Source organism: Maritimibacter dapengensis (assembly GCF_019218265.1).
Taxonomy (GTDB): domain Bacteria; phylum Pseudomonadota; class Alphaproteobacteria; order Rhodobacterales; family Rhodobacteraceae; genus Maritimibacter; species Maritimibacter dapengensis.
The window spans coordinates 859,783-886,533 of record NZ_JAHUZE010000002.1; the positions used below are offsets into that span (position 1 = coordinate 859,783).

Genomic DNA, 26,751 nt, shown 5'->3' on the forward strand with positions numbered 1-26,751 from the left:
TTGCCCCGTTTGACAGGAACGTAACAATCAAACCCGCATCCGCCAAGCCCCCAACCCCTTGCGAGGTAAACGGGGCGGCGGGGTGTTGCCGTCAGAGCCGGGCGGCGCGGTTGATCGCGGCGGTGCCGAGCACGAGGTCGGTGAGACCCTGTCCGCGTTCATTCGTGAGCATGAGGATGATCGAGGCCACCTGCGGCAGGACGAAGGACATCGACAGCGAATACCCCAGCGTGTGCATGATCGCGGTTCCGAGATCGAAGCGGGTGCCATCGCCCCGGCGCAGCTCGATCGACGCGATGCGCATGCCCAGCGTGGCCGAACCATTGGCCAATGTGACGACGCGATAGATGAAGCCGATCACGAGCCAGAGGAAGCCCGCGAAGAAGAACCCGATGCCAACGGTCGCGATGATCGCGATAGCGACGATGAACACGACGATCAGCGTGTCGATCACCCATGCGATCGCGCGCTTGGCCGGAACGTCCGCGTAGAATTCGGACTGGTAGTCCGGGTCAGGCAGGCCCCAGCCGGGGGCATATGTCGTCGAATGGTCCATCCTGTCTCTCGTCTTTTCGGGGTAGGTCACATCTAGGAAGCCGCGCGGCCCCGGCAAGAGATGCCGGGGCCGCAGGCGATCATTTGTTGGGCTCTTCGGCCACGACGGGGCCATCTTCGCCGTCGGCGTCGCGAGAGTCGTCCGCGTCATCGGTTGAAGCACGGGCCTTGGTGGCGCGTTCGTCCATGAACTGGTCGAACTCCTGCTTGTCCTTGGCTTCGCGCAGGCGGTCGAGGAAAGCTTCGAACTGTTCCTGTTCGTCCATCAGGCGCTTCAGCGTTTCGGCCTTGTAGGCGTCGAAGGCGTTGTTGCCGGTCGGGCGGAACCCGTGGCGCTGCGCCATATGCGCGTGGCGATATGCGTGATGCGATTTGCGGTGCTTGCCGCTGCAGGAACCTGCGAACATGCGTTTACTCCAGATCATGTAGGCCAGAAGCGCGAGGCCGACCGGCCAGAAGAAGATGAAACCGAGAACCATGGCCGCGATCCAGGCGCCTTTGCCTTTTTCGTCGAGCCAAGCCTCGGATTTTGCGAACCATCCCTCACGACGGTGCGGAACGGTGCTGTCCACGGCGGTGCTCATATGCGTTGTCCTTTCTCCAAAACGTAAGGCGTGTCGAGCGATGTGAATTGCTTTCACATTACCTAGATTGGCACTTCACCATCCGCGTTCAAGGAAAAATGTGAAAAACATTCACATTATTTTGGATCAGGACGTGAAATCAATGACTTGTGCGCCGGTCAGTTGCTCGACCATACGGGGATCAATCGCAAAAACATGGCGCGGGGTGCCGGCGGCGGCCCAGATGACGTCGAAATCAAGAAGCCTGGGGTCCATGAAGGCGCGGATCGGGTTGAGGTGCCCGACCGGGGCCACGCCACCGATGGCAAAGCCGGTCTGGGCCCGGATCAGTCCCGCATCGGCCTTGCCAAGCGCTTCGCCGGCCGCTGCGCTCGCCTTGGCATCGTCCACCCGGTTGCTTCCCGCGGTCAGGAACAAGATCGCCTTGCCATCGTCCTCACCGCGAAAGATCACGGATTTGACGATCTGGTCGATCTCACAGCCCGCTGCGCGCGCGGCATCCTCGGCCGTTCGGGTGCCTTCGGCCATTTCGAGGATTTCGGCTTTCACCCCGGCGTCGGCCAGGGCGCGTTTCACGCGGTTCAGGGACTTGCTCATCCCCTCAATCTGCACATTGTCTCTGGCTTGACCAGCCCGATGCGCGCGGCCAATGTCCGGCCATGAGTTTCGCCCGATCCATCCAGCGCACCCCACGACCGTTCGACAAAGATCATGCGTCGGAGATCGAGGCGCGGTTTTCCGATCTTGCGCCGGAGTTGCGCGCGCTATTGTCCGGGGCGGCGGGATGCTCTCCGTACCTCAAGGGATTGATGGAGCGCGAAGAGGCGTGGCTGCGCGAGGCGCTGGCCGAGGAACCGGGGGTCGGGTTCGCGTCGGCGCTTGTTCTGGAAGACGGTAAGCTGGACGCGGCGCTCAGGATTGCGAAACGGCGGGTGGCGCTTTTCACCGGGTTGGCCGATCTCGCCGGGGTCTGGACATTGGAGCAGGTGACCCATGCGCTGACCGATTTCGCGGATATGGCGACGCAGAAAGCGTTGGAATTTCAGGTGAGCGAAGAAGTGCGACGCGGCAAGTTGCCGGGCGGGGATCAGGGTGATCCGGCCGAGGCAGGCGGTGCGGTGGCTTTGGCGATGGGCAAGATGGGGGCGCATGAGCTGAATTACTCGTCCGACATCGACCTTATCATGCTGTTCGATGATGAGCGCTACGATGCTGACGAATATCAGGACGCGCGCGCCAGCCTGATCCGGGCGGTGCGCAAGATGTCGACGATGCTGTCGGAGAACACCGCCGAAGGCTACGTGTTTCGCACCGATTTGCGGTTGCGCCCGGACCCTTCCGTGACACCGGTCATCGTCTCCATGGATGCCGCCGAACGGTATTACGAGAGCCTTGGGCGGACGTGGGAGCGGGCTGCGTTTATCAAGGCGCGGGTCTGTGCGGGCGACATGGCGGCGGGCGAGAGGTTTCTTGAGGGTCTGACACCTTTCGTCTATCGCAAGCACCTCGATTTCGCGGCCATTCAGGATGCCCACGACATGCGGCTGCGCATCCGGCGCGAAAAGGGGCTGCATGGCAAGATCACCTTGCCCGGGCATGACATGAAGTTGGGTCGCGGCGGCATTCGCGAGATCGAGTTCTTCACGCAGACGCGGCAGTTGATCGCGGGTGGGCGTGACAAGGATCTGCGGGTTCTGGATACGGTCGGCGGGCTGGCGGCATTGGCCGAGAAGGGTTGGGTGCCGCTCGATGCCGCCGAGTTGCTGACGCGCCACTATCGCTTTCACCGTGAGGTCGAGCATCGCGTTCAGATGGTCCGTGATGCGCAGACACACAAGCTCCCGAAAAGTCCCGAAGGGTTCGAGCGGATCGCAGCGATGATGGATCGCGATGTGGAGGTTCTGAAGACCGAGCTTTACGAGGCTTTGACGGACGTCCACGAAGTCACCGAGGATTTTTTCGCGCCCGACGCGCCAACGTCCGGGCCGGTGGACGAAGGTCTGTCCGATGAGGACGCGGCCATCGTGGAGAACTGGAAGAACTATCCCGCACTGCGGTCTTCGCGGGCCGGCGAGATTTTCAAACGGCTTAAGCCCGACCTGATTGCGAAACTCTCCGGCGGGGCGCGCCCGCGCGAGGCGCTTTTGAATTTCGACAGGTTTCTCAAGGGTCTGCCTGCCGGTGTTCAACTCTTCTCTCTGTTCGAGGCGAACCCGGCGCTGGTCGATCTGATCCTCGATATTGCGGCGACGGCCCCGGCGCTTTCGGTCTATCTCGGCCAGAATGCCCAAGTGCTCGACGCGGTGATCGGGGGCGATTTCTTTGCGGATTGGCCCGGCGAAGAAGCGCTGCGCGACGACCTGTCGGGGTATCTGGAGCCGCTCGATGACTACGAGACACGCCTCGACGGGGCGCGGCGCTGGATGAAGGAATGGCACTTCCGGGTGGGCGTGCATCTCTTGCGCGGGCTCATCACGGCAGAGGAAGCGGGCGAGGAATACGCCGACCTTGCGGATGCGGTCGTGCGGGTGCTGTGGCCCATCGTGGTCGCGGAATTCGCGCGCAAGCATGGCGCGCCGCCGGGCAATGGCGCGTCCCTGATCGGGATGGGGAGCCTTGGCGCGCGCACGACGACGGCGACCTCGGATCTCGACCTGATCGTGATCTATGACGCGCCGGGCGATGCCGAAAGCGACGGGCGCAGGCCACTCGGGGCACGGGCTTATTATTCGCGGCTTACGCAGGCGTTGGTGACGGCGCTGTCGGCGCAGATGCCGGAGGGTCGGCTTTACGAGGTGGACATGCGGCTGCGCCCGTCGGGGCGGCAGGGGCCGGTGGCGACGTCGCTTGTCTCGTTCGACAGTTACCAGCGGGGCGAGGCCTGGACCTGGGAACATCTGGCGCTGACGCGTGCCCGCCCGGTGGCGGGTGACGATGCGATAGGCGAGGCGGTGGAGCGTCTTCGCGGCGAGGTCTTGTCTGCAACCCGCGATGCGGGCGGTGTGATTGGAGATGTGATCGACATGCGGGCCCGGATCGCCGAGGCGAAGGGGGGCGGCGGGCCGCTCGAGGCCAAGGTGGGGCCGGGGCGTTTGCAGGATATCGAATTGGTCGCGCAGGCGGCGGCGGTGCTGGCGCCGACGACCCCGCGCGATACGCTGGGGCAGATCGAGGCGGGGCGTGAGATCGGCTGGATTACGGGGGATGAAGCAGATGCGCTGGCCACCGCCTATGGGACGCTGCGCAAGCTTCAATCGGCGTCGAAGCTCTTGACCGAAGGCACACTGAACCTGGAGGACGTCGGACAGGGCGGGCGGGACTTCCTGTGCCGGGTTCTGGACGTTGCGGATGCCGAGGCGCTGGTCGCAAAGGTTGAGGGTTGCGTGACAAAGGCGGGCAATGCGGTCGAGGCGATCCTTGCACGCAAGCCCGGAGAGGTGGCGGCGTGAGCGATGTGACAGCGGAACAACTCAAAGAAGCCGACCCGTCGGGCGTGATCCGCGAATCCTACGCGATCGAGGGCGTGTCTCTTCAGGATTGCCGGATCATCTTCTTCAATTGGGTGATCGCCCGGCGCACGGAGCGAGACACTGCGGAGGATGTCGCGATGCTTCTGGCCGTCTACGGGACGGATTTCCCCGATCATCCGATGACCGAAGTTCTGCGTGAAGGGCAGGGTGGCGAGTTATCGGCCAACGGTCGGCGGGGTGGTTGGCGCGCGCGGCGCGGGTAAGAGGGGGGCCACCGTTACCGGGGCAGTTTCGCCGCGTTCCGCGCGAGTGCTTCGATGGCGTCCCAGTCGCCGGATTTGACCTTGTCCTTGGGGGCGACCCATGAGCCGCCCGCGCAGATCACGTTGGGAAGCGACAGGTAGTCGGTCGCGTTCTCGGGCGAGACGCCACCGGTCGGGCAGAAGCTGATCTGCGGGAGTGGCGAGGAGAGGGATTTCAGGAAGGGCGCGCCGCCAGCGGCCTCGGCGGGGAAGAATTTCTGGATGAAATAACCCGCTTCCAAAAGGCGCATGGCCTCGGTCGCAGACGCTGCGCCGGGCAGAAGCGCCAGCCCTTCGTCTTCGCAGGCCGCGAGGAGCTTGTCCGACGATCCCGGCGAGACGCCGAATTGCGCGCCCGCATCGACGGCGCGTTTCACGTCGTCGGGGGTGAGGAGCGTTCCGGCGCCGACCACGCCGCCTTCGACCCGCGACATGGCTGCGATCACGTCGAGCGCGGCTTCGGTGCGCAAGGTGACTTCGAGCGCCGGAAGGCCGCCTGCAACCAAAGCGCGGGCCAGTGGTTCGGCCTGTTCGACGGTCTCGACGATGAGCACCGGGATGATCGGTGCGAGTTCGCAGATGCTTTGGGCTTTCTGGCTCTGGGTGGCGGGTTCCATGGCGGCTCCTTCAAACGACGACGCCAGCGCCCGCCGTGGCGAGACCGACATTCTGGCGGAAAATCTCGAACATCTCGCGGCCAAGGCCGAAGCCGTTAGCGGAGAGGTCGGCGGTGACGGGCGCGCGGTCGGCGAAGCCGTCGGTGAGCACCTCGATCACGCCATTGGTGGCGTCGAGGCGCACGAGGTCGCCGTCCTGCACCTTGGCGATCGGGCCGCCGTCGACCGCTTCGGGCGAGACGTGGATGGCGGAGGGCACCTTGCCGGAGGCGCCAGACATGCGACCGTCGGTGACGAGCGCGACCTTCAGCCCGCGATCCTGAAGTACGGCGAGGGTGGGTGTCAGGCCGTGGAGTTCGGGCATCCCGTTGGCCTTGGGTCCTTGAAAGCGCACGACGACAACGGTGTCTTCGGTGAATTCGCCCGCCTTGAATGCGTCTTTGACGGCGTTCTGATCGTGGAAGACCCGCGCCTTGGCTTCGATCACATGACGCGACGGATCGACGGCGGAGACCTTCATCACCGCTTGTCCGAGGTTGCCGGTCATCTGGCTGAGGCCGCCTGATTTCTGGAACGGATCGGAGGCGGGGCGAAGGATCTTGTCGTTTTCGCTTTTGCGCGGCGCGTCCTCGTAGGTCACGCGTTCGCCGTCGAGTTTCGGCTCATAGGCGTAGCGTTTCAGCCCGTGGCCCGCGACCGTGCGCACGTCGTCGTGCAGAAGCCCCTCGTCGAGCAGGTTGCCGATCATGTAGCCCAGCCCGCCTGCGGCGTGGAAATGGTTCACGTCAGCGAGCCCGTTCGGGTAGACCCGCGCCATGAGTGGCGTGACGGCGGAGATGTCGGCGAAATCCTCCATCGTCAGGTCGATACCTGCCGCGCGCGCCATGGCGGGGAGGTGGATCAGGAGGTTGGTCGACCCGCCCGTGGCCATGAGGCCGACGATGCCGTTCACGAAGGCCTTTTCGTCGAGCACTTCGGAGACCGGGGTGAATTCGTTGCCTGCCGCGGTGATCTGGGTCGCACGCCGCGCGCCTTCCATCGTGAGGGCATCGCGCAGCGGCGTGTTCGGGTTCACGAAAGATGCGCCGGGCAGGTGCAGGCCCATGAATTCCATGAGCATCTGGTTCGAGTTCGCCGTGCCGTAGAAGGTGCAGGTTCCGGGGCCGTGGTAGGCGGCCATCTCGGCCTCCATCAGCTCCTTGCGGCCAACTTCGCCGGCTGCAAATTTCTGCCGCACCTTGGCTTTCTCGTCATTGGGCAGGCCGGAGGTCATCGGGCCTGCGGGCATGAAGATGCCGGGGATATGGCCGAAGGTGGCGGCTGCGATCACGAGGCCCGGCACGATCTTGTCACAGACGCCGAGGTAAAGCGCGGCGTCGAAGGTGTTGTGCGAGAGCGCCACACCGGAGGCGAGGGCGATCACGTCGCGGGAAAAGAGCGACAGCTCCATCCCGACTTCACCCTGAGTGACCCCGTCGCACATGGCCGGCACGCCGCCTGCGACCTGTGCAGTCGCGCCTTCTGCGCGGGCGGCGGATTTGATCAGGTCGGGGAAGCGTTCGAACGGCTGGTGGGCCGAGAGCATGTCGTTATAGGTCGTGACGATCCCGATATTGGGTGCGTCCGTGGTGGCGAGCGCGTTTTGGTCGGGACCAGCGCCGGCATAGGCGTGGGCCTGACCGGAACACGACAGGTGGCCCCGTTTCGGACCTTTGTCGATCTGGGCCTGAATACGCTCCATGTAGGTGGCTCGGCGCTCGGCGCTTCGGTCGATGATGCGTTGGGTGACGCGGGCGATCTCGGGATGCAAGCTCATGCGTTTACCTGTTGTTCGCGAGTGTGATCTCGGCCTAGCACGTCTTGTTACCGCTAACAAGGCGGCGTGACGCGGAAAGCCTGAACGGTGGTTGCGGTCACGAAATTGTTTCCTTCCAAGAAAAAATCCCGCTCTGGTCTTCGTTCTGTCCACGTTCTGCCGTAATGATTAATCACACACTTCGGGCTGTTACTGTAAAGACAAAGGAGACACCCGATGCGGTTGTTTCGAATTCTCGCGAGCCTGCTCGCATTGGCGGCCTTGTCCGCCTGTATGGGGTCGACCGAGAGGTCGTACGAGGAGGCGGTCGTTACCGGCTCTGCGACTGGAGGCGATCCAGCGCTTGCCAAGGGGCCTTACACGGTGCGGTCCGCCAACGTCACCGTGCCGGAAAGCCTGACCGTGAGCGAAAAGAACGAGATCAAACCAAGGGCGGATATCGTCTGGCATGGTGATCCGGCAGGCGACCGCCATGCGCAGGTCGATGCGATCATGACCGCTGCGCTCAAGCAGGGTGTGTCTGCGATGCGCGGCCCGAAGTCCGTCGTGCTCGACGTGACGATGACGCGCTTTCACGCGGTGACGCCGCGCACGCGGGAACGCAACCCGCTGGGCGCGCACGAGATCGGTTTCGCATACCAGTTGAGCGATGCGCGGACGGGCGAGCCGGTGGGGCCGGGCGGAACCTTCGACGGTGCGTTCAAATCATATTACGGCGCGGCGGCGCGCGCGGCGGAGGCCCGAGGGGTGTCTCAGAAGGTGCGGATCACGAACTACGTGGCACAGACATTCGCCGAGCAACTCGCCGCGCGCTGATGCGGTCATGATCGGGACAGGGCAGGAGGGTGGCATGGCTGCCCTCTTTCGCCTTTCGTGGGACCGAACCACGCGATAGGAAGCGGTATGAACGACACCCGTTATTCCGTTATTCGGCTGAAACCCAAAACCAACGCGCGCGCCATTCGTCATGGCGCGCCGTGGGTCTATGACAATGAGCTTGTCACCGACCGGCGCACGAAGGCGATCGCGCCGGGGAGTGTCGCCGTTCTGGAAGACGCGGACCGGCAGCCGTTGGGGCTTGTCGGGGTCAACCCGAAGTCCCGGATCATGGCGCGGATGCTGGATCGGGATGTGGATGCGGTCATCGGGCAGGACTGGTTGCGCGAGAAGATCGCAGCGGCGTTGACCCATCGCGACCGACTTTTCCCCGATCCGTTCTATCGCCTGATACATGCCGAGGCTGATGGATTGCCCGGTGTCATCATCGACAGGTTCGGAGATACCGCGGTGATCCAGCCCAATGCGGCCTGGGCGGATGTACTCTTGGGCGAAATGGTCGATGCGCTCGTCGCGGCGAGCGGTGTCACCACGGTGATCAAGAATGCGTCGGGGCGCGCGCGGGCGCTGGAAGGTCTGGACGAGGGTGTCGAGATACTTCGGGGTCAGGTCGAAGGGCTGATCCCGGTGCCGATGAACGGCGCGGTTTACATGGCCGATCTTCTGGGCGGGCAGAAGACGGGGCTGTTCTATGACCAACGCCCGAACCACGCCTTCGGAGCTACGCTTGCCAAAGGTGCGCGGGTGCTCGACGTGTTTTCGCATGTGGGGGGCTTCTCGCTCGCCGCTCTGTCCGGAGGGGCGGAACGGGCGCTTGCGGTTGACGGGTCCGCGCCCGCGCTAGCGCTTGCCGCGCAGGGGGCCGAGGCGATGGGCGTAGGCGAGCGGTTCGAGACGCGCCAGGGTGATGCGTTCGATGTTCTGGCGGCCATGGGCGAGGAGGGGGCGACATTCGATGTCGTGATCTGCGATCCGCCTGCATTCGCGCCGAACAAGGGGGCGCTGGAAGCCGGGCTGCGGGCCTACGAGCGGGTCGCGAAACTTGCCGCGCCGCTGGTGGCGGAGGGCGGCTATCTTGGCCTGTGCTCCTGTTCTCATGCGGCTGATCTGGACAAGTTCCGTCGTGCCTCGACGCGAGGCATCGGGCGGGCTGGTCGGGCGAGTCACCTCATCCATACAGGCTTTGCGGGACCGGACCATCCGCAGCACCCGGCGCTGGCCGAAAGCGGGTATCTCAAGGCCTTGTTCTACAGGCTCATTCCGTGAAAGTGCTGATCGACGCCTGCGTGCTTTATCCGACCGTCATGCGCGAGATGGTGATGGGGGCGGCGGGCGCGGGGCTGTTCACGCCGCTCTGGTCGCCGCGCATCCTCGAGGAATGGGCGCGGGCGGCGGCGAAGCTCGGACCCGGTCAGGAAGGGCTTGCGCGTGGTGAGATTGCCGCGCTGGACGCGGCTTGGCCCGCCGCCAGCGTGCGGCCGCGTGATGGGGACCTGCGTCGCCTGCACCTTCCGGACGAGAACGACATTCACGTGCTGGCCGCTGCCATTGCCGGGTCGGCGGATGCGCTCATGACGTTGAACGTGAAGGATTTTCCACGGCAGGCCGTGGGCGAGGAAGGACTCGCTCTCGTGGTGCCGGATCTGTTTCTGAAGGCGCTCTACGACGAACATCCGGCGGCGATGCGCGACGTGGCCGAACGGGTGCGTGGCGAAGCGGAACGGCTGTCGGGCGAGGATTGGGCGATACGAAAGCTGATGAAGAAGGCGCGGTTGCCGCGATTGGGCAAGGCGCTGGAAGCCAGCGGTCTGCGTTAGGGCGTCATTTCACCCATTTCGCCTCGTTCCTTTCGATCGCTGCGATACGTTCCTGCGTCTTCGGGTGCGACATGAGCCATGCAAGTTGACCGGAGCCGCGCGATTGAGTCAGGTCTTCGAGCTTGGTGAACAGCGTTTTCTGCGGGCCGACGCCGATGCCGGACTTGATCAGCAGCGCGGTGGCGTATTCGTCGGCTTCGTATTCGTCGGAGCGTGACAGGCGGGCCGCGAGCATCGAGGTAATGGCCCCGGCGATAAGGGGACCGATCCCGGGAATGAAGCGACCGATCACCATCATCAGCGCGGTGCGCAGCGCGTTCTGCCCGGAAAAGTCGATCATGCGGCGGCGGGCATGGCCGAGCGCCACATGGCCCAGTTCATGCGCGATGACCGACGCCATTTCCTCGGCCGTCACCTTGCCGTTGCGGTAGGCGTCGTAGAATCCGCGGGTGATGAAGATGCGCCCGTCGGGAGAGGCGAGGCCGTTCACCGGTTCGATCTCGTAGATATTCACCCTGATCCTGTCCACATCGAGGGCCGTGGCCATCTTGTCGGTCAGGGCGCGCAGCCGGGCGTCTGCAAGCTCGGTCGATTTCTGGTCGAGTTCGTGGCGCAACCGCAAGGCAGAGAACCACCACATGATGAACCCGTAGAGCACCGCGATGAGGATGGGGGCGAATTTCAGCATATGTCAGATATGGGGCTTTCGGCGCGGGCGGGAAGGGCCTAGCGCCCCAATTCGCGCATACCTCGGTCGATCCCTTCGAGTGTCATCGGGACCATGCGGCCCTCGAAGATCTCGGAGATCATCTGCACGGATTGCGTATAGCGCCAGTGGGTTTCGGGCAGGGGATTGATCCAGAGATGGTCGGGCCATTGGTCGCGCGCGCGTTGGAGCCATGTAACGCCTGCTTCCTCGTTCCAATGCTCGTTCGCGCCGCCGGGCATGGCGATCTCGTATGGTGACATGGAGGCGTCGCCGACGAAGATGCATTTGTAGTCGGAGCCATAGGTGTGAAGCACGTCGTATGTCGGGGTTTGCTCGGCCCAGCGACGGCGGTTGTCGCGCCAGACACCTTCGTAAAGGCAATTGTGGAAGTAGTAGTATTCGAGGTGCTTGAATTCGGCGCGGGCGGCCGAAAACAGCTCTTCGACGACCTTGATATGCGGGTCCATCGAACCGCCGACGTCGAGGAACAGGAGCACTTTCACGGCGTTGCGCCGTTCCGGTCGGGTCTGCACGTCAAGATAGCCGTGTTCCGCAGTGGCCTTGATCGTGCCGTCGAGGTCGAGCTCGTCATGCGCGCCGTCGCTGGCCCAGTTGCGCAGGCGCTTCAGCGCGACCTTGATGTTGCGGGTGCCGAGCTCGACGTCGCCGTCGAGGTTCTTGAATTCGCGTTTGTCCCAGACCTTCACCGCGCGCTGGTGGCGGGATTTGTCCTGACCGATGCGCACGCCTTCGGGGTTGTAGCCATAGGCGCCGAAGGGCGACGTTCCTGCGGTGCCGATCCATTTCGATCCGCCTTCGTGCCGTTCGCCCTGTTCTTCGAGCCGCTTCTTCAGCGTTTCCATGAGCTTCTCGAAGCCGCCCAGCGCCTCGATCTCGGCACGTTCCTCATCGGTGAGGTGCTTCTCGGCCATCTTCTCGAGCCAGTCGCCGGGGATGTTCACGGCTTCCAGCACCTGGTCCAGACTGATCGCCTCCAACCCTTCGAAGGTCTGGGCGAAGGCGCGGTCGAACTTGTCGAGATTGCGCTCGTCCTTGACCATCGTGGTGCGGGCGAGGAGGTAGAACGCTTCGATGTCGTAGAGCGCGAGATCAGCCTTCATCGCGTCGAGAAAGGTCAGGTATTCGCGCAGCGACACCGGCACGCGGTTTTCGCGCAGCGTTTCGAAAAAGGGTATGAACATCGGGAACGGGGCCTCTCAACCTACCTGCTGAGAAACACCGTAACAAACAAACCGACGATGGCGAAAGCCATGCCGTAACCCGCCGCGTATTGCGCGATGTCGAGCCGTTGGCCGCCGCGCCGTTTGGCGGTGATGCCGCCAATCACGGCACCGACAAGGGCGAAAGCGAGGATGATCATGGGCGCTCCCGGGGCCGTGCGGCGCACCGGGTCGCCCCGATCAGCCGCGATTGTTGGGCGAGATCGCCGCGATTTCCAGAAGACGCGCACCGACCTCGATGTCAGACCCGAAGCCATACCGTGCCCATCCGAGACTGTCGAGCCGGACCAGCTGCGCCTCTACGTCGCGGCCTTGCAGATCCATCGCTTCGGCCTTGATCATCAGGAGCGTCGCGAGGAGCGCGGCGTTCTGGGCGGCCTGCACGGGCGGCAGGTGTTCGTCGACGATCCGAAGCGCCGTGTTCGCATTGCCGAGCGAGAGCGCGTGGGCCGCGAGTTGGACACCCATGTGCGCGGCTTGAAGCTCGTTGCCGGGGAGGCCCTGGTAGATCGCTTCCGCCTCGCGGAACGAAGCCAGCGCGATGTCGGAGTTCACGCCGAGGCTGAGACGGCCCAGCGCGAAGAGCGAGAAGGCGAGACGGGTGTCGCGCCAGTCCATGGCACGGGCGATATCGACCGCGTGACGCGCGGCGGCGCGACGTTGGCCGGTCGTGGCGTTGCCGCCAAGTGCCATCTCGATAGCTTCTTTCCAAGCGTGGGGTGTGGGTGAGGCGGGGGCAGGTGCACCACTGCCGCCCGCCGGATTGAGGCGAGCCAGAAGCCTGGGGAGCTTGGCGGCCACCTCGGAACGGGTCATGCCGGATTTGAGCTCCGGCGCGTAATAGGCGCGCAGGATCAGCATGTCGAAACCGGTGAGAACGGTATGAAAGTTGTCGTCATTGAAGACGCTGTCGGACAGCCGGTAGAGGTCGTTTACCGGGCCGAGTGCCTGTGCGATTTCTTCGTGCAGGCAATCACGCATTTCCTGCGGAGCCACGTCGCCGGGCATGAAGACGGCCATGCGTGTGCGCTGGGTCAGCTTGGTCCAGTCGGTCTGAGGCGAACGGCGGGCGGCCTTGTATTCCGACCAGCTCGACACGTTCGGCGCGACGAAGCACGCGGCACCGGGAACGAGCCGTTGCAGGGCGTTCCGGGAGATGACCTCGAGCGTGATGGAGGCATTGGAGGAGGAAGAGGCGACACGGGTGATGTCGATGCCGGCCTCGGTGTTCAGGCGCGCGACGAGTTGTGTCAGGTCGTTGTCGAGGATGGCGGGTGCCCGGCCTGTGAGCCGAAGCGTGATCGGGCCTTCGAAACGTGACAGGACGGGCAGGGTGCGGCCGCTTTCGAGCTCGAAGGAAAGATCGAGGAAATCCGCCGCGATCTGGCTGTTCGGGCGCGCGGGTGCCGAGATGCGGCCAGAGGTGAACGCTTTCATCGGGGGAAGCTCGGACGGCAGGGTCATTTGCCGCGCCGTGACTTCGCGCACCGCCGCGAAATCGTCCACGCGGGTGCTGTTCGGCCCCTGCGCACAGGAGGCGAGTGCGAATGCCGCCGCCATCATCGTGCCCGCTGCGAAATTGCCCGTCATCCTCTACCCCCGTTGGTACTTGATGAACGGCGTCAAAGTTCCGATCCGGTCATAGAGCTTGCGGGCTGTCGTGTTGAACTCCTGCGTCAGCCAATAGACGGTGGGCGCCTTTGCGGTGTCCGCGGCGGCATAGACCGCCTCGATCAACGCACGGCCCACGCCCGTGCCCCGAGCATCGGGGTCGGCATAGAGGTCTTGCAGGTAACACACGTCTTCGACGCGCCAGTTGTGGCGGTGGAAGATGAAATGGACGAGTCCCACAGGACGACCGGCGCACTCCGCGATCAGACAATGCTGCGGTTCTTCATCGGACAGAAGCCGGTCGAAGGTGGTCAGGTACACCTCCTCGGGCAATTCCGTCTCGTAGAAGCGCAGATAGTCCGACCAGAGGCGCCGCCACTGGGGCTCGTCAGCTCGCGTCAACGAACGGACGGAGATGTTCGTATCGTCTCCCAAAACAATACGTCCTTCACCGTTCTGATGCCCCCCCAGGCCTTCAGGCCCTAACAGGGTTAAGGGGTGCGGCGCAGATTCCCCAAGCGAAAAGTGGCGCAATTGGGGCGAAAAAAGGTTTGTTCCGTGATGAGAAACAATGAGCCCGCAACATCTAGCGCCGCCCCGACGCGTCGCCACAAGCGAACGCCGGGAAATGCGGCGAGATTGTGACGACGTGTCAGAGGCCCTGCGATGTGTTGCGCGAATCGAAACCATGATGATTGAGCGTCATCATTGTTTCCGTCAAATTTGCGGCACCGCCGTGGTTTTCGCCGGGTCAGCGACGCGGCGCGTTGCTCTCCCGCCGGGCAAGGAACGCGAGGCGTTCGAACAGGTGCACGTCCTGTTCGTTCTTGAGAAGCGCCCCGTGAAGTTTCGGGAGCGCAGAGGCCCCGTCGCGCTTCAGATCTTCGGCATCCATGTCTTCGGCCAGAAGGAGCTTGAGCCAGTCGAGGACTTCGGAGGTCGAAGGTTTCTTCTTCAGTCCGGCCTGTTCGCGGATTTCGTAAAATTGCGTGAGGGCCGTGGTCAGCAGTTGTTCCTTGATGCCGGGATGATGGACATCGACGATCCGCTTCATCGTCTCCATGTCAGGAAACTTGATGTAGTGAAAAAAGCACCGGCGCAGGAAGGCGTCGGGCAGTTCCTTTTCGTTATTCGACGTGATGATGACGACAGGGCGATGGCGGGCCGCCACCGTCTCGCCGGTTTCGTAGACATGGAATTCCATCTTGTCGAGTTCCTGAAGCAGATCGTTCGGAAACTCGATGTCGGCCTTGTCGATTTCGTCGATCAGCAACACCACTTTTTCGTCGGCTTCGAATGCCTGCCAGAGTTTGCCCTTCTTGATGTAGTTGGCAACGTCATGGACCCGCTCTTCGCCGAGTTGGGAATCGCGCAGTCGGCTGACCGCGTCGTATTCATAAAGGCCCTGCTGGGCGCGTGTGGTGGATTTGATGTTCCATTCGATCATCGGCAGGCCGAGCGCATTCGCGACCTGACGGGCGAGTTCGGTCTTGCCGGTTCCCGGTTCGCCTTTCACCAGGAGCGGGCGCTCGAGCGTCACCGCGGCGTTGACCGCGATCGAGAGGTCGTCCGTCGCAATATATTCTTTTGTCGACGTAAATTTCATGCCGCGAACCCTTTGATGTTTGATGACTAACCGCTATACGCAGCGCAACTGTCGTGCAAAAGCATAAATTGGGCCGCCGGGTCCCACAACCCGCGCTTTGTGTAGTGACAACATACCGACGCTACGGTAAATGACCGCGAGGAGTGTACCGCATGGTCAAAGACAACATCTACAACGGCGCCTCCGATGTTTTAGAGGAGAGTGGAATGAAGGCTGAAACCTTCCTGCCAGAGGATTATAGCCCGGCTGAAGACGAACCTTTCATGAATGATCGCCAGGTGGAGTATTTCCGCCGCAAGCTACTCAACTGGAAAGCCGAACTGCTCGACGAGAGCAAGCACACGATCGAGGGCCTGCAGGACTCGACCCGGAATATTCCCGACATCGCAGATCGCGCGTCCGAAGAGACGGACAGGGCGTTGGAATTGCGCACACGGGACCGCCAGCGAAAACTGGTCGCAAAGATCGACAGTGCGCTGCGCCGCATCGACGAGGGCGAATACGGCTATTGCGAGGAAACGGGCGAGCCGATTTCGCTCAAGCGTCTCGACGCGCGGCCGATCGCGACCCTGAGCCTGGAGGCGCAAGAGCGGCACGAACGGCGCGAGAAAGTGCATCGCGACACCTGATCGCAGCAGACGGCACCAGGCAACCGCTTCGGTGCCGTTTTTCTTTCAAGGATACGGACATGCTGATCGGTCAGGAGATCACGGTTCTGGGGGCCGGTATAGGGGGTCTCGCGGCGTCCATTGCGCTTGCCATGCGCGGCGCGCGGGTCACGGTTCTCGAACAGGCCCCAAGTGTGCGTGAGGTCGGTGCCGGGATACAGATCAGCCCGAATGGCCTCGTGGTGCTCGATGCGCTGGGGGTCGGGGATCGGATGCGCGACGTTTGCCCCAGGTCACATGCGGTCACGCTCCATGACGGGCTGACGGGAGAGCGCGTGATCCGGCTCGATCTGGCCGGGCAGCGACCGGAACAGGAATTCCTGCTGGTGCATCGGGCCGATATCATCGCGATCCTGCTCGAACGGGCCGAAGAGGTCGGCGTTTCGGTCGAGACGACGCGGCGGGTCACGCATGTCGGGATCGGCGACAGGGTTACACTCGAAATCGAGGGTGAAGGCCCGCGCGACGCGCCGTTCGTGGTTGGCGCGGATGGACTGCATTCGGTCATGCGAGAGGTCTTGAACGGGGTGCGCGAGCCGTCGTTCACCGGGCAGGTCGCATGGCGCGCGATCGTACCTGCCACGGGCGACGAGCCGCAGGAGGCCCGCGTCTTCATGGGACCGGGGCGCCATTTCGTGACCTATCCTCTGCGCGACCGGAGCATCGTCAACATCGTCGCCGTCGAAGAACGCGCCACTTGGGCCGCTGAGGGGTGGCACCACGAAGACGACCCGGAGAACCTCCGGCGGGCGTTCTCACGGTTCGGGGACTTGCCGCGTCACATCCTCGACCGTGTCGATACGGTCAACCTGTGGGGGCTCTTCCGTCATCCGGTGGCCAACCAATGGCACAAGGGCGGCGCGGTGATCCTGGGCGATGCCGCGCACCCGACGCTTCCGTTCATGGCGCAGGGTGCCGTACTTGCGCTCGAGGATGCCTGGGTGCTGGCCGATTGTCTTGCGGTCGCGGGGCTGGACGAGGGTCCGGCATTGTATCAGGCGCGGCGGCGGACGCGGGCCTCCCGGGTGATCGAAGCCGCAAACGCGAATGCGCGGAACTATCATTATGCGAACCCGCTTCTGCGTTTCGCGGGCCATACCGCGCTCCGGTTCGCGGATCGGTTCGCGCCGCAAACCATCCTGTCGCGCTACGACTGGATCTACGACCACGACGTGACGCAGGCGGCGTGAGAGGCGCAATGCCGATCAGGGGTGCGGGACGGGCCATATTTCTCGCCATACCCCCTTTCCATTCCGGCGCCTCCGTGAAATAGGAAACTGCCAAACGAACACTCCAACGGAGGCCCCAAATGGAGATTCGCGAGGCGCTTACCTTCGACGATGTATTGCTGGTTCCGGCGGAGAGCAGCGTGCTGCCATCCACGGCGGATACGCGCACCAAGGTGACCAAGGCTATCACGCTCAACATCCCGCTCCTGTCCTCGGCGATGGACACGGTGACCGAGGCGCGCATGGCGATCGCGATGGCGCAGGCGGGCGGGATCGGTGTGATCCACAAGAACCTGAGCGTCGAGGAACAGGCCCGCGAGGTTCGGCGCGTGAAACGGTTCGAGAGCGGGATCGTCTACAACCCCGTAACGCTGCGCCCGGACCAGACGCTGGCGGATGCCAAGGCCTTGATCGAGCGGTATAATTTCACGGGCTTCCCGGTCGTCGACGAGAAGGGTCACGTCATGGGGATCGTGACCAACCGCGACATGCGGTTCGCGACCTCGGACGACACGCCGGTGCGCGTCATGATGACCTCCGAGAACCTCGCCGTGCTCAAGGAGCCTGCCGACCGGGAAGAGGCCAAGAGCCTCATGAAGGCGCGGCGTATCGAAAAGCTTCTGGTCACAGACAAGAACGGCAAGCTGACCGGGCTTCTTACGCTGCGCGATACTGAGCAGGCCGTGTTGAACCCGACCGCCTGCAAGGACGACCTTGGGCGGCTGCGCGTGGCGGCCGCGACCAGTGTGGGCGATGCGGGGTTCGAGCGCACGCAGGCGCTGATCGACGCAGGTGCGGATATCGTCGTGATCGACACGGCACATGGCCATTCGGCAGGCGTTCTGGAAGCGGTGTCGCGGGCAAAGAAAGCATCGAACCAGGTGCAGATCATCGCGGGCAACGTCGCCACCGCCGAAGCGACCCGCGCCTTGATCGACGCGGGCGCGGACAGCGTGAAGGTCGGGATCGGGCCGGGCTCGATCTGCACGACGCGGATGGTCGCGGGCGTCGGTGTGCCGCAGCTCACCGCGATTTCGGATTCCTCGAAAGAGGCCGACAAGTCGGGCGTGCCGGTGATCGCGGACGGCGGCATCAAGTTTTCGGGCGATTTTGCGAAGGCGATTGCCGCCGGCGCGTCTTGCGCGATGGTCGGCAGCATGATCGCGGGTACCGATGAAAGCCCTGGCGAGGTGATCCTGTATCAGGGACGCTCGTTCAAATCCTACCGGGGCATGGGATCGCTCGGCGCGATGGCGCGGGGATCGGCGGATCGCTATTTCCAGAAGGATGCCGCCAGCGACAAGCTCGTTCCCGAAGGGATCGAGGGGCAGGTGCCGTACAAGGGCCCGGCCGGGACCGTGATCCACCAGCTCGTGGGCGGTCTGCGGGCCGCGATGGGCTACACCGGCAATGCGACCGTGGACGACATGCGCAAGAACGCGACCTTCGTGAAGATCACCGGGGCCGGGCTCAAGGAAAGCCACGTCCACGACGTGCAGATCACGCGTGAAAGCCCGAATTACCGGATCGGCTGATGACGCCCGGTGCCCGCGCACAGGCCGCAATCGACGTGCTCGACGCCTGGCAGGCCGGGCAGGCGCCGGAGCAGGCGCTGACCCGTTGGGCGCGCGCCAGCCGCTATGCCGGGTCCAAGGATCGCGCGGCGGTGCGCGACCTGGTCTATTCCGCGATACGTTGCGCGCGCTCGCATGCTGCTATGGGACAGGGTGACGACGGTCGCGCGATGATCATCGGGGGCTTGCGGGAGGCAGGCGACGCGCCGGAAGCGGTGTTCGATGGGTCGCGGTTCGCGCCGGATGCCCTGCAGGACCATGAGCGGCGGGTGTGCGACCTGAACGCATTGCCGGAGGCGGTTCGGCTCGACATGCCGGATTGGTTGCTGCCGTATCTTGAACGGTCGCTCGGGCCCGATTGGCGGACGGTCGCGGCAGAGTTGCGCAAGCGCGCGCCGGTGTTTCTTCGCGTGAATGCCGCGAAGTGCAGCCGCGATGAGGCCGTCGCCGCGCTCGCAACAGACGGCATCGTGACGGCGGCGCATCCTCTTTCGCCGACGGCGCTCGAGGTGGTCGAGGGCGCGAGGCGGGTGCATCTGTCAGCGGCGTTCAACGATGGGTTGGTCGAGCTTCAGGATGTCGCAAGCCAGGCGGTGATCGACCTCACAGGCGTCACGGCGGGGATGCGGGTTCTGGATTATTGCGCGGGCGGCGGCGGCAAGGCGCTCGCCATGGCCGCACAAGGCGCAGAGGTCTATGCGCATGACGTGAACCAGAAGCGGATGAACGATCTTCCGGAACGCGTCAGGAGGGCCGGGGTCGATATTGCGATTCTCGAGTGTCCCGGAATGGGCGGCACATACGACATGGTGCTTGCCGACGCGCCCTGCTCGGGGTCCGGGGCGTGGCGTCGTGCGCCGCAGGGGAAATGGGATCTGACCGAGGAGCGACTCAGCGAACTCTGCAATATTCAGGCCGAAATACTTGGAGACATCGCGCCGCTCGTCGCGGTGGGCGGGCAACTTGTCTACGCCACATGTTCACTGTTCGATGAGGAAAATCAGGCGCAGATCGAGGCGTTCATTTCCCGCACGCCCGGATGGAAAATCGTTCGGAGTCAACGGTTTACGCCGCTCGACGGGGGCGATGGGTTCTTTGTTGCGGTGCTGCAGCGCGACGGGGTGGCGTGAGGAACGGCCCGACGCAGATCAACCCTAGATTGAACGATGTCGGTTCATTAATCTCGCATTAAGACTAATCGCGCCTTAATGGCCGGAATCGAATCGAAAGCGAGCGCCATTTGCCTGTAGCCGCATTGTCCCCCGGACCAGTGACGCGAGCCGCAATGTCGTTGACCCGCCATTGCAAAGTTCTGTTGCTCGTCGGGCTCGGGGCTTTCGGGATCGGGTTTCTGACATCAAACGATGTCATCGCGGTGTTTTCGGGATTGTTGGGGATGGTATTCCTTGCGTTCGCATCCCTGTCGCTGGTCGCGCACTGGCGGTATCGGTTGTCACGCATCCAGCTGAGGGAAACGATCGCGGCCTTGGCTGGCGAAGATGCCGCGCCGATCATGACCACGGATCGGGACGGCGAAATCGGCTATGTGAACCGCGCGGCGAAAGACCGTTACGGTGCTGCCGCCGGCAAGACGCTGGCCAATGTGCTCGGCGATATCCTGTCCCAGCCGGCGACCGTCGTCTATCGCTTGCAGAACAAGGCGCTGGCGCTGGGGTCGGCTCGTGAAGACATCCCGAACCGTGGCGAGCGCGTACAATTGTCGGTGCACCGGATAGGCGAGGATGGGTTTCTGTGGCGACTCGACGAGCTTGGTGAATTTCGCGCGGCGGGTCATGCCGGTGAAAACATCGGGATGCCGATGATGACGGTCTCGCGCTCCGGCACGATCCTTTTCCTGAACGAAGCGCTGCGCCGACTGCTTGGCGGGCGTGAGACGTCGATCGACCGTGTGTTCACGGATTACCCGATCCGCAATGGCGAGGTTCACACGATCCGTGCGTCGCAGGGGAGTGTCGCGGTGCAGGTCGCAGAAGTGGCGCTTTCGGGTGGGCGGCGCGAACTCTATCTCCTGCCCGAACCCGAACGCCCCGTGATCGCGACGCCGGAGTGGGGCCTGGTCGAGAGCCTCCCGATTCCGTTGATCAAGCTGGATCGAGCCGGCACGATCACGATGGCCAACCAGCGGGCACGCCGACTTCTGGGTTGCGAGTCCCCTTCGGGCGTGCCCTTCGCCGAACTGGTCGAAGGGCTTGGCCGCCCCCTGAACGATTGGCTCGACGAGGCATGGATCGGGCGCAACAGCGGCCGCACAGAAACGGTCCATGCCAGGCGGCGCGAAGAGGACACCTTTTTGCAGGTGTCTCTGGAGCGGATGCGGGGAGACGACGGGGATGCGTTGGTCGCGGTTCTGAACGATGCGACGGAGCTGAAGACGCTCGAAGGACAATTCGTTCAGAGCCAGAAGATGCAGGCGATCGGGCAGCTTGCGGGCGGGGTGGCGCATGATTTCAATAACGTTTTGACTGCAATCTCAGGCCATTGCGACCTTTTGCTTATGCGGCATGATGAGAATGATCAGGATTTTGCCGATCTGAAACAGATATCGCAGAACACGAACCGCGCAGCGGCGCTGGTTGGCCAGTTGCTGGCGTTTTCGCGCAAACAGAGACTGCGCCCTGACGTGATCGACCTAGCCGAAAGCATGTCCGACCTTTCGCATCTGCTGGGGCGGCTGGTCGGAGAGAAAGTCACGCTCGAGTATCGGCACGACGCCTCGGTGAAACCCGTCCGTGCAGACAAGCGAAAGCTGGAACAGGTGGTGATGAACCTCGTCGTCAACGCGCGGGATGCCATGCCGGACGGTGGACGCGTCAGGCTCGACGTTCGCGACACGCGGCTCGACCATCCGATGGAGCGGGACCGCGTGCGCGTTCCGATGGGTGATTACGTGACGATCCGGGTGATCGACGAAGGGCAAGGCATCGCCCCCGACAGGATCGACAAGATTTTCGAGCCGTTTTACACAACTAAAGGGTCGAAGGGCACCGGGCTCGGTCTTTCGATGGCCTATGGTATTGTGAAGCAATCCGGCGGCTATATTTTCGTCGATTCTACAGTCGGTTCGGGCACGACGTTCGTCCTTCACTTCCCGGTCCATCATGCATCGAAAGAGCAGGGCGACGTGGCGCTCAGTGACCCGGACGATGCGCCGGAACTTCGCGACGATGCGCACCCGGAAGATGTCGCGCAACCGCACGGCCGCCGATCTGACTTGCCCGACGTGGCGCCCCCTGATGGGGAGGCATTCGCGGAAATCACCGATCGAACCGCCGAAAAACAGGGCGGAAACGTGCTGCTTGTCGAGGACGAGGCACCTGTCCGCGCGTTCGCCGCACGGGCATTGCAACTGCATGGCTATGACGTGATCCAGGCGGATAGCGCGGAAGCCGCGCTCGAGCGTCTCGCCGACCCGGCTGTGGGCGTGGATGTGATCGTGACGGATGTGGTGATGCCGGGCATGGACGGGCCGACCTGGGTTGCGAAGGCGCTCACGGATCGCCCCGACGTGAGAGTGGTGTTCATCTCGGGCTATGTCGAAGATTCGGTTTCGGAACAGCAATCGCGGATTCCCAATTCGGTGTTCCTGCCGAAACCGTTTTCGCTACAGCAATTGACAGCGACGGTATCTGGGCAAATTCACCCATAACTAACCGAATTCACTCGGATTTGTCGCTTCGATGCCATCGCTCCATTCGCCGTCAACACTTCGTTAATCGTTTTCGTGGCAGGGTGAATGCGTAGAATTTTCTTGAAATGTTCTCTTTTGTTCTCCATCAATGCCGGCAGAACACAAGGCGAACAAGAGCACAATTGCCGCCCGGCGCAGGGTGTGGAATAAGGATAGAAAACATGGCAACCGCGAACCTCCTGGAACTCGATATGAAACGCGACAGCGAGAAGCAAAAGGCGCTCGACTCGGCATTGGCCCAGATCGAACGTCAATTCGGCAAAGGCTCGATCATGAAGCTCGGCGCCGACAACCCGGTGGCCGAGATCGCCTCGACCTCGACAGGGTCGCTGGGGCTCGACATTGCGCTTGGGATCGGCGGTCTGCCGAAGGGTCGGATCGTGGAGATCTATGGGCCGGAAAGCTCGGGCAAGACGACGCTGACGCTGCATTGCGTGGCCGAAGAACAGAAGAAGGGCGGCGTTTGCGCCTTTGTCGATGCGGAACACGCGCTCGACCCGCAATACGCGAAACGCCTTGGCGTGGACCTCGACGAGCTTCTGATCTCGCAGCCGGACACCGGCGAGCAGGCACTGGAAATCGTCGATACGCTGGTGCGTTCGGGTGCTGTGAACATGGTCGTGGTCGACTCGGTCGCCGCGCTTACGCCGCGCTCGGAGCTGGAAGGCGACATGGGCGACTCGAACGTGGGGGTGCAGGCGCGGCTGATGAGCCAGGCGATGCGCAAACTCACGGGTTCGATCGCGCGCTCGAACTGCATGGTCATCTTCATCAACCAGATCCGCATGAAGATCGGCGTCATGTTCGGCTCGCCGGAAACCACCACGGGCGGCAACGCACTCAAGTTCTACTCGTCGGTGCGGCTCGACATTCGCCGGATCGGCGCGATTAAGGACCGCGACGAGGTCGTGGGCAACGCCACACGCGTCAAGGTCGTGAAAAACAAGGTCGCCCCGCCGTTCAAGCAGGTGGAATTCGACATCATGTATGGCGAAGGCATCTCCAAGACCGGCGAGCTTTTGGACCTCGGCGTGAAAGCCGGCGTGGTCGAGAAATCGGGTGCCTGGTTCTCCTACGGGGACGAGCGCATCGGTCAGGGACGCGAGAACGCCAAGACCTTCCTTAAGGAAAACAAGGAAATCGCGCATCAGATCGAGGACAAGATCCGCGCGGCCCATGGGCTCGACTTCGACATGGCCCATCACGACGAGGACATGATCGAAGAGTGATCCGGTCGGAGACGGCCAACTCCGGAAATGGCCCACGCCGCGCATATGCGGTGGAGAATACCTGGAAAGGGGCGGGCTTCGGTCCGTCCTTTTTCGTCGTGGTGGACACGCCTCCTGCACATGGATAAACCGGGACGGACGGGCCGCGCGCCCCTGAAAACACAGCCGAACCGGAAGAACATGGCCAGCCTGAACGACATCCGCTCTACCTTTCTCGACTACTTCGCCAAAAACGGACATGAGGTGGTCGACAGCAGCCCCCTCGTGCCCCGCAACGACCCCACGCTCATGTTCGTCAATTCCGGCATGGTGCAGTTCAAGAATTGCTTCACGGGAGTCGAAAAGCGCGACTATGTGCGCGCGACGACGGCGCAGAAATGCGTGCGGGCCGGCGGCAAGCATAACGACCTCGACAATGTGGGCTACACCGCGCGTCACCACACGTTCTTTGAAATGCTGGGGAATTTCAGCTTCGGCGACTATTTCAAGAACGAGGCGATCCCGTTTGCCTGGGAGCTGATCACGGGCGAGTTCGGGATCCCGAAGGACAAGCTCTATACCACGGTGTTTCACACCGACGACGAGGCGTTCGAAATCTGGAAGAAGGTGGGCGTGCCGGAAGACCGGATCATCCGCATCGCCACCTCGGACAATTTCTGGCAGATGGGGCCGACTGGCCCGTGTGGTCCGTGCACGGAGATTTTCTACGACCACGGCGATCACATCTGGGGCGGACCTCCGGGCAGCCCGGAAGAAGATGGCGACCGGTTCATCGAGATCTGGAACATCGTTTTCATGCAGAACGAGCAGTTCGAGGACGGCTCGATGCGTGAGCTCGACATGCAGTCCATCGACACCGGCATGGGGCTGGAACGGATCGGGGCGTTGCTTCAGGGCAGCCATGACAATTACGACACCGACCTGTTCAAGGCACTGATCGAGGCTTCGGCGCATCAGACCAGCGTCGATCCGTACGGCGACAAGAACGTGCATCACCGGGTAATCGCCGATCACTTGCGCTCGACTTCGTTCCTGATCGCGGATGGGGTGATGCCATCGAACGAAGGCCGGGGCTACGTGCTGCGCCGGATTATGCGGCGCGCCATGCGGCACGCGCATCTGCTCGGCGCGGCGGATCCCGTCATGCATCGGCTGGTGCCGACATTGGTGAGCGAGATGGGCCAGGCCTATCCCGAGCTTGGCCGTGCGCAGGCGCTGATCGAGGAAACCCTGTTGTCTGAGGAGACGCGGTTCAAGGCGACTTTGGATCGCGGGCTGAAGCTTCTGGACGATGAGCTTTCCGGTTTGCCGGAGGGCGAGGCGCTCCCCGGTCAATCCGCGTTCAAGCTTTACGACACCTACGGCTTCCCGCTCGACCTGACGCAGGATGCGCTGCGCGAGATGGGGCGGGTCGTGGACACCGAGGGTTTCGACACCGCCATGGCAGAGCAGAAAGCCAAGGCGCGGGCGGCCTGGTCGGGGTCGGGCGAGGCGGCGGATGCGACCGTCTGGTACGACATCGCCGAAGAGAAAGGCACGACCGAGTTCCTGGGCTATGACACTGAACATGCCGAAGGGCAGATCGTGGCGCTGGTCATCGGGAACGAACCGGGCAAGAGCGCCAAGGCGGGCGAAGAGGTGCAGATCGTCGTCAACCAGACGCCGTTCTATGCAGAAGCCGGTGGCCAGGTCGGCGATACCGGGTTCATCAAGACGCCGACGGGCGAGGCCAAGGTGAGTGACACGAAAAAGGTCGCCGGGGTCTTCATCCATTCCGCCAAGGTCGAAAGCGGCGAGATCGCGACCGGGCAAGGCGCGGAGCTTGTCGTCGATCACCTGCGGCGCACGGCGATCCGGGCCAATCACTCGGCCACGCACCTGATCCACGAAGCTTTGCGGGAAGAACTGGGTGACCATGTCGCCCAGCGTGGGTCGCTCAACGCGCCAGACCGGCTTCGCTTCGATTTCAGCCACAACAAGGCGCTGACGCAGCAACAGATCGACAACGTGTCGCGCGAGGTGAACACGTTCATTCGTCAGAACGCGCCGGTCGAAACGCGGATCATGACTCCGGACGACGCCCGAGCGATCGGCGCGCAGGCGCTGTTCGGTGAGAAATACGGCGACGAGGTCAGGGTCGTGTCGATGGGCAAATCCGCGACCGGAAAGGGTGCGGATGGGAATACCTATTCCATCGAGCTTTGCGGCGGCACGCATGTGACCCGGACGGGGGACATCGGGCTGTGCGTGATCCTGTCGGACAGCGCGTCCTCGGCCGGGGTGCGCCGTGTCGAGGCGCTGACCGGCAAGGCGGCGTTCGCCTATCTCGAGGATGAGGCCAAGCGGATCGCGGAGCTGGCGGGCGTGTTGAAGGCGCAGCCGTCCGAGCTGGTGGACCGGGTCCGGGGGCTGTTGGATGAGCGCAAGAAGTTGACGAACGAGATTGCGCAGCTCAAGCAGCAGATCGCGCTTGGCGGCGGTGGTGAAACCGGTGGCGACGTCAAGGAGGTCGGCGGGGTCAAGTTTCTCGCGCAGGCGCTTCAAGGTGTCTCCGGAAAGGACCTTCGCGGGTTGATCGATGCACACAAGGGCAGGATCGGGTCCGGCGTCGTGCTGCTCATCGCGGAAGAGGACGGCAAGGTGGCCGTGGCCTGCGGTGTGACCGACGACCTGACCGACCGCGTGTCGGCCGTAGATGTTCTCAAGGCTGCAGTCCCCGCCGTCGGCGGCAAGGGCGGCGGTGGTCGCCCGGATATGGCACAGGGCGGCGGCAAGGATTTCTCAGGCGCCGAGGCCGCGATTGCCGAGGCCGAAAAACTGTTGGAGGGATAGATGCCTGCACTCTGGATCGCACATGTGAATGTCACCGACGCCGAAGCCTACGGCAAATACGCAGAGCTGGCGGGTCCGGCCATCGCCAAGCATGGCGGCGCGTTCATCGCGCGGGGCGGGCGTTACGTGCAACTCGAAGGCACCGAGCGGCCCCGCAACGTGGTTGCGCGGTTCCCCTCGGTCGAGGATGCGGAAGCCTGCTACAACTCGCCGGAATACCAGGCCGCGCTCGACCACGCGCGGGGTGCATCCGAGCGGGAATTGGTGATCGTTGAAATCAACGAGTGAGTGCTTTCAGAGAGTTTTCAAATTGAGCGCGCTGGCGCGCGCGCATGAAAAGTCCGC

At 63.3% G+C, this 26,751-nt stretch carries 24 protein-coding genes; 13 read left to right on the forward strand and 11 right to left on the reverse strand.

Annotation, left to right across the window (positions count from 1 at the left end; genetic code table 11):
- Positions 1–91: 91 nt before the first annotated feature.
- The 3 genes from KJP28_RS10605 to KJP28_RS10615 form a co-directional block, all read right to left on the reverse strand.
- Positions 92–556, reverse strand: coding sequence for an RDD family protein (locus KJP28_RS10605; RefSeq protein WP_218392513.1), 465 nt, complete (start codon positions 554–556; stop codon positions 92–94).
- A 79-nt stretch (positions 557–635) separates the two neighbouring features.
- Positions 636–1,139, reverse strand: a complete 504-nt coding sequence (locus KJP28_RS10610; RefSeq protein WP_218392514.1) for a DUF2852 domain-containing protein — start codon at positions 1,137–1,139, stop codon at positions 636–638.
- Positions 1,140–1,265: 126 nt separating this feature from the next.
- Positions 1,266–1,736, reverse strand: a complete 471-nt coding sequence (locus tag KJP28_RS10615; RefSeq protein ID WP_218392515.1) for a YbaK/EbsC family protein — start codon at positions 1,734–1,736, stop codon at positions 1,266–1,268.
- Positions 1,737–1,798: 62 nt separating this feature from the next.
- Between KJP28_RS10615 and KJP28_RS10620 the strand changes: the two genes are divergently transcribed.
- Positions 1,799–4,588 (forward strand): [protein-PII] uridylyltransferase family protein, encoded by a 2,790-nt coding sequence (locus KJP28_RS10620; RefSeq protein WP_218392516.1) that lies wholly within the window; start codon positions 1,799–1,801, stop codon positions 4,586–4,588.
- Complete coding sequence (locus tag KJP28_RS10625; protein WP_255552296.1) at positions 4,585–4,872, forward strand: hypothetical protein; 288 nt, start codon at positions 4,585–4,587, stop codon at positions 4,870–4,872. The genes KJP28_RS10620 and KJP28_RS10625 overlap by 4 nt, the downstream gene beginning before the upstream one ends.
- Before the next feature lie 14 nt (positions 4,873–4,886).
- Here KJP28_RS10625 and eda read toward each other — a convergent pair whose 3' ends face one another.
- Together eda and edd are read right to left on the reverse strand one after the other, a co-directional pair.
- Positions 4,887–5,528 carry a bifunctional 4-hydroxy-2-oxoglutarate aldolase/2-dehydro-3-deoxy-phosphogluconate aldolase gene (eda, locus tag KJP28_RS10630; protein WP_218392517.1) on the reverse strand — a complete coding sequence of 214 codons (642 nt, stop codon included), beginning with the start codon at positions 5,526–5,528 and terminating at the stop codon, positions 4,887–4,889.
- A gap of 10 nt (positions 5,529–5,538) precedes the next feature.
- Positions 5,539–7,344 carry a phosphogluconate dehydratase gene (gene edd / locus KJP28_RS10635; protein WP_218392518.1) on the reverse strand — a complete coding sequence of 602 codons (1,806 nt, stop codon included), beginning with the start codon at positions 7,342–7,344 and terminating at the stop codon, positions 5,539–5,541.
- Between the two features lie 216 nt (positions 7,345–7,560).
- Between edd and KJP28_RS10640 the strand changes: the two genes are divergently transcribed.
- The 3 genes from KJP28_RS10640 to KJP28_RS10650 all read left to right on the forward strand — a co-directional run bounded on the left by KJP28_RS10640 (position 7,561) and on the right by KJP28_RS10650 (position 9,998).
- Positions 7,561–8,160, forward strand: coding sequence for a DUF6778 family protein (locus KJP28_RS10640; protein ID WP_218392519.1), 600 nt, complete (start codon positions 7,561–7,563; stop codon positions 8,158–8,160).
- A gap of 87 nt (positions 8,161–8,247) precedes the next feature.
- Complete coding sequence (locus tag KJP28_RS10645) at positions 8,248–9,447, forward strand: RSP_2647 family RNA methyltransferase (protein ID WP_218392520.1); 1,200 nt, start codon at positions 8,248–8,250, stop codon at positions 9,445–9,447.
- Positions 9,444–9,998, forward strand: a complete 555-nt coding sequence (locus KJP28_RS10650; protein ID WP_218392521.1) for an RSP_2648 family PIN domain-containing protein — start codon at positions 9,444–9,446, stop codon at positions 9,996–9,998. Before KJP28_RS10645 ends, KJP28_RS10650 begins: the two co-directional genes overlap by 4 nt.
- Positions 9,999–10,002: 4 nt before the next feature.
- Here the strand turns inward: KJP28_RS10650 and KJP28_RS10655 are convergent, their stop codons facing one another.
- The 6 genes from KJP28_RS10655 to KJP28_RS10680 all read right to left on the reverse strand — a co-directional run bounded on the left by KJP28_RS10655 (position 10,003) and on the right by KJP28_RS10680 (position 15,165).
- Positions 10,003–10,686: a M48 family metallopeptidase gene (locus KJP28_RS10655; protein WP_218392522.1), complete on the reverse strand. Its 684-nt coding sequence runs from the start codon at positions 10,684–10,686 to the stop codon at positions 10,003–10,005.
- 38 nt (positions 10,687–10,724) lie between these two features.
- Positions 10,725–11,909, reverse strand: a complete 1,185-nt coding sequence (locus tag KJP28_RS10660) for a vWA domain-containing protein (protein WP_218392523.1) — start codon at positions 11,907–11,909, stop codon at positions 10,725–10,727.
- Positions 11,910–11,929: 20 nt separating this feature from the next.
- A complete protein-coding gene (locus tag KJP28_RS10665; RefSeq protein ID WP_218392524.1) occupies positions 11,930–12,088 on the reverse strand; it encodes a hypothetical protein in 159 nt (52 codons plus the stop codon).
- 40 nt (positions 12,089–12,128) lie between these two features.
- Positions 12,129–13,538 (reverse strand): DUF2927 domain-containing protein, encoded by a 1,410-nt coding sequence (locus tag KJP28_RS10670; RefSeq protein ID WP_255552297.1) that lies wholly within the window; start codon positions 13,536–13,538, stop codon positions 12,129–12,131.
- A 3-nt stretch (positions 13,539–13,541) separates the two neighbouring features.
- Positions 13,542–13,994 (reverse strand): GNAT family N-acetyltransferase, encoded by a 453-nt coding sequence (locus KJP28_RS19955; RefSeq protein ID WP_255552298.1) that lies wholly within the window; start codon positions 13,992–13,994, stop codon positions 13,542–13,544.
- Positions 13,995–14,310: 316 nt separating this feature from the next.
- Complete coding sequence (locus KJP28_RS10680; protein WP_218392526.1) at positions 14,311–15,165, reverse strand: AAA family ATPase; 855 nt, start codon at positions 15,163–15,165, stop codon at positions 14,311–14,313.
- Between the two features lie 206 nt (positions 15,166–15,371).
- Between KJP28_RS10680 and dksA the strand changes: the two genes are divergently transcribed.
- The 8 genes from dksA to KJP28_RS10720 all read left to right on the forward strand — a co-directional run bounded on the left by dksA (position 15,372) and on the right by KJP28_RS10720 (position 26,694).
- Positions 15,372–15,794, forward strand: coding sequence for an RNA polymerase-binding protein DksA (gene dksA / locus KJP28_RS10685; RefSeq protein WP_218392527.1), 423 nt, complete (start codon positions 15,372–15,374; stop codon positions 15,792–15,794).
- Positions 15,795–15,853: 59 nt separating this feature from the next.
- Positions 15,854–17,023, forward strand: coding sequence for an FAD-dependent monooxygenase (locus tag KJP28_RS10690; RefSeq protein ID WP_218392528.1), 1,170 nt, complete (start codon positions 15,854–15,856; stop codon positions 17,021–17,023).
- Positions 17,024–17,142: 119 nt separating this feature from the next.
- Positions 17,143–18,597, forward strand: a complete 1,455-nt coding sequence (guaB, locus tag KJP28_RS10695) for an IMP dehydrogenase (RefSeq protein ID WP_218392529.1) — start codon at positions 17,143–17,145, stop codon at positions 18,595–18,597.
- Positions 18,597–19,766, forward strand: a complete 1,170-nt coding sequence (locus tag KJP28_RS10700; protein WP_218392530.1) for an RsmB/NOP family class I SAM-dependent RNA methyltransferase — start codon at positions 18,597–18,599, stop codon at positions 19,764–19,766. The genes guaB and KJP28_RS10700 overlap by 1 nt, the downstream gene beginning before the upstream one ends.
- Positions 19,767–19,921: 155 nt before the next feature.
- Entirely contained in the window at positions 19,922–22,303 is a 2,382-nt protein-coding gene (locus KJP28_RS10705; protein ID WP_255552299.1) for a hybrid sensor histidine kinase/response regulator, read from the forward strand.
- 203 nt (positions 22,304–22,506) lie between these two features.
- Positions 22,507–23,574, forward strand: coding sequence for a recombinase RecA (recA, locus tag KJP28_RS10710; RefSeq protein WP_218392531.1), 1,068 nt, complete (start codon positions 22,507–22,509; stop codon positions 23,572–23,574).
- 180 nt (positions 23,575–23,754) lie between these two features.
- A complete protein-coding gene (alaS, locus tag KJP28_RS10715; protein WP_218392863.1) occupies positions 23,755–26,406 on the forward strand; it encodes an alanine--tRNA ligase in 2,652 nt (883 codons plus the stop codon).
- Complete coding sequence (locus tag KJP28_RS10720) at positions 26,407–26,694, forward strand: DUF1330 domain-containing protein (RefSeq protein ID WP_218392532.1); 288 nt, start codon at positions 26,407–26,409, stop codon at positions 26,692–26,694.
- The last annotated feature ends 57 nt before the right edge of the window (positions 26,695–26,751 follow it).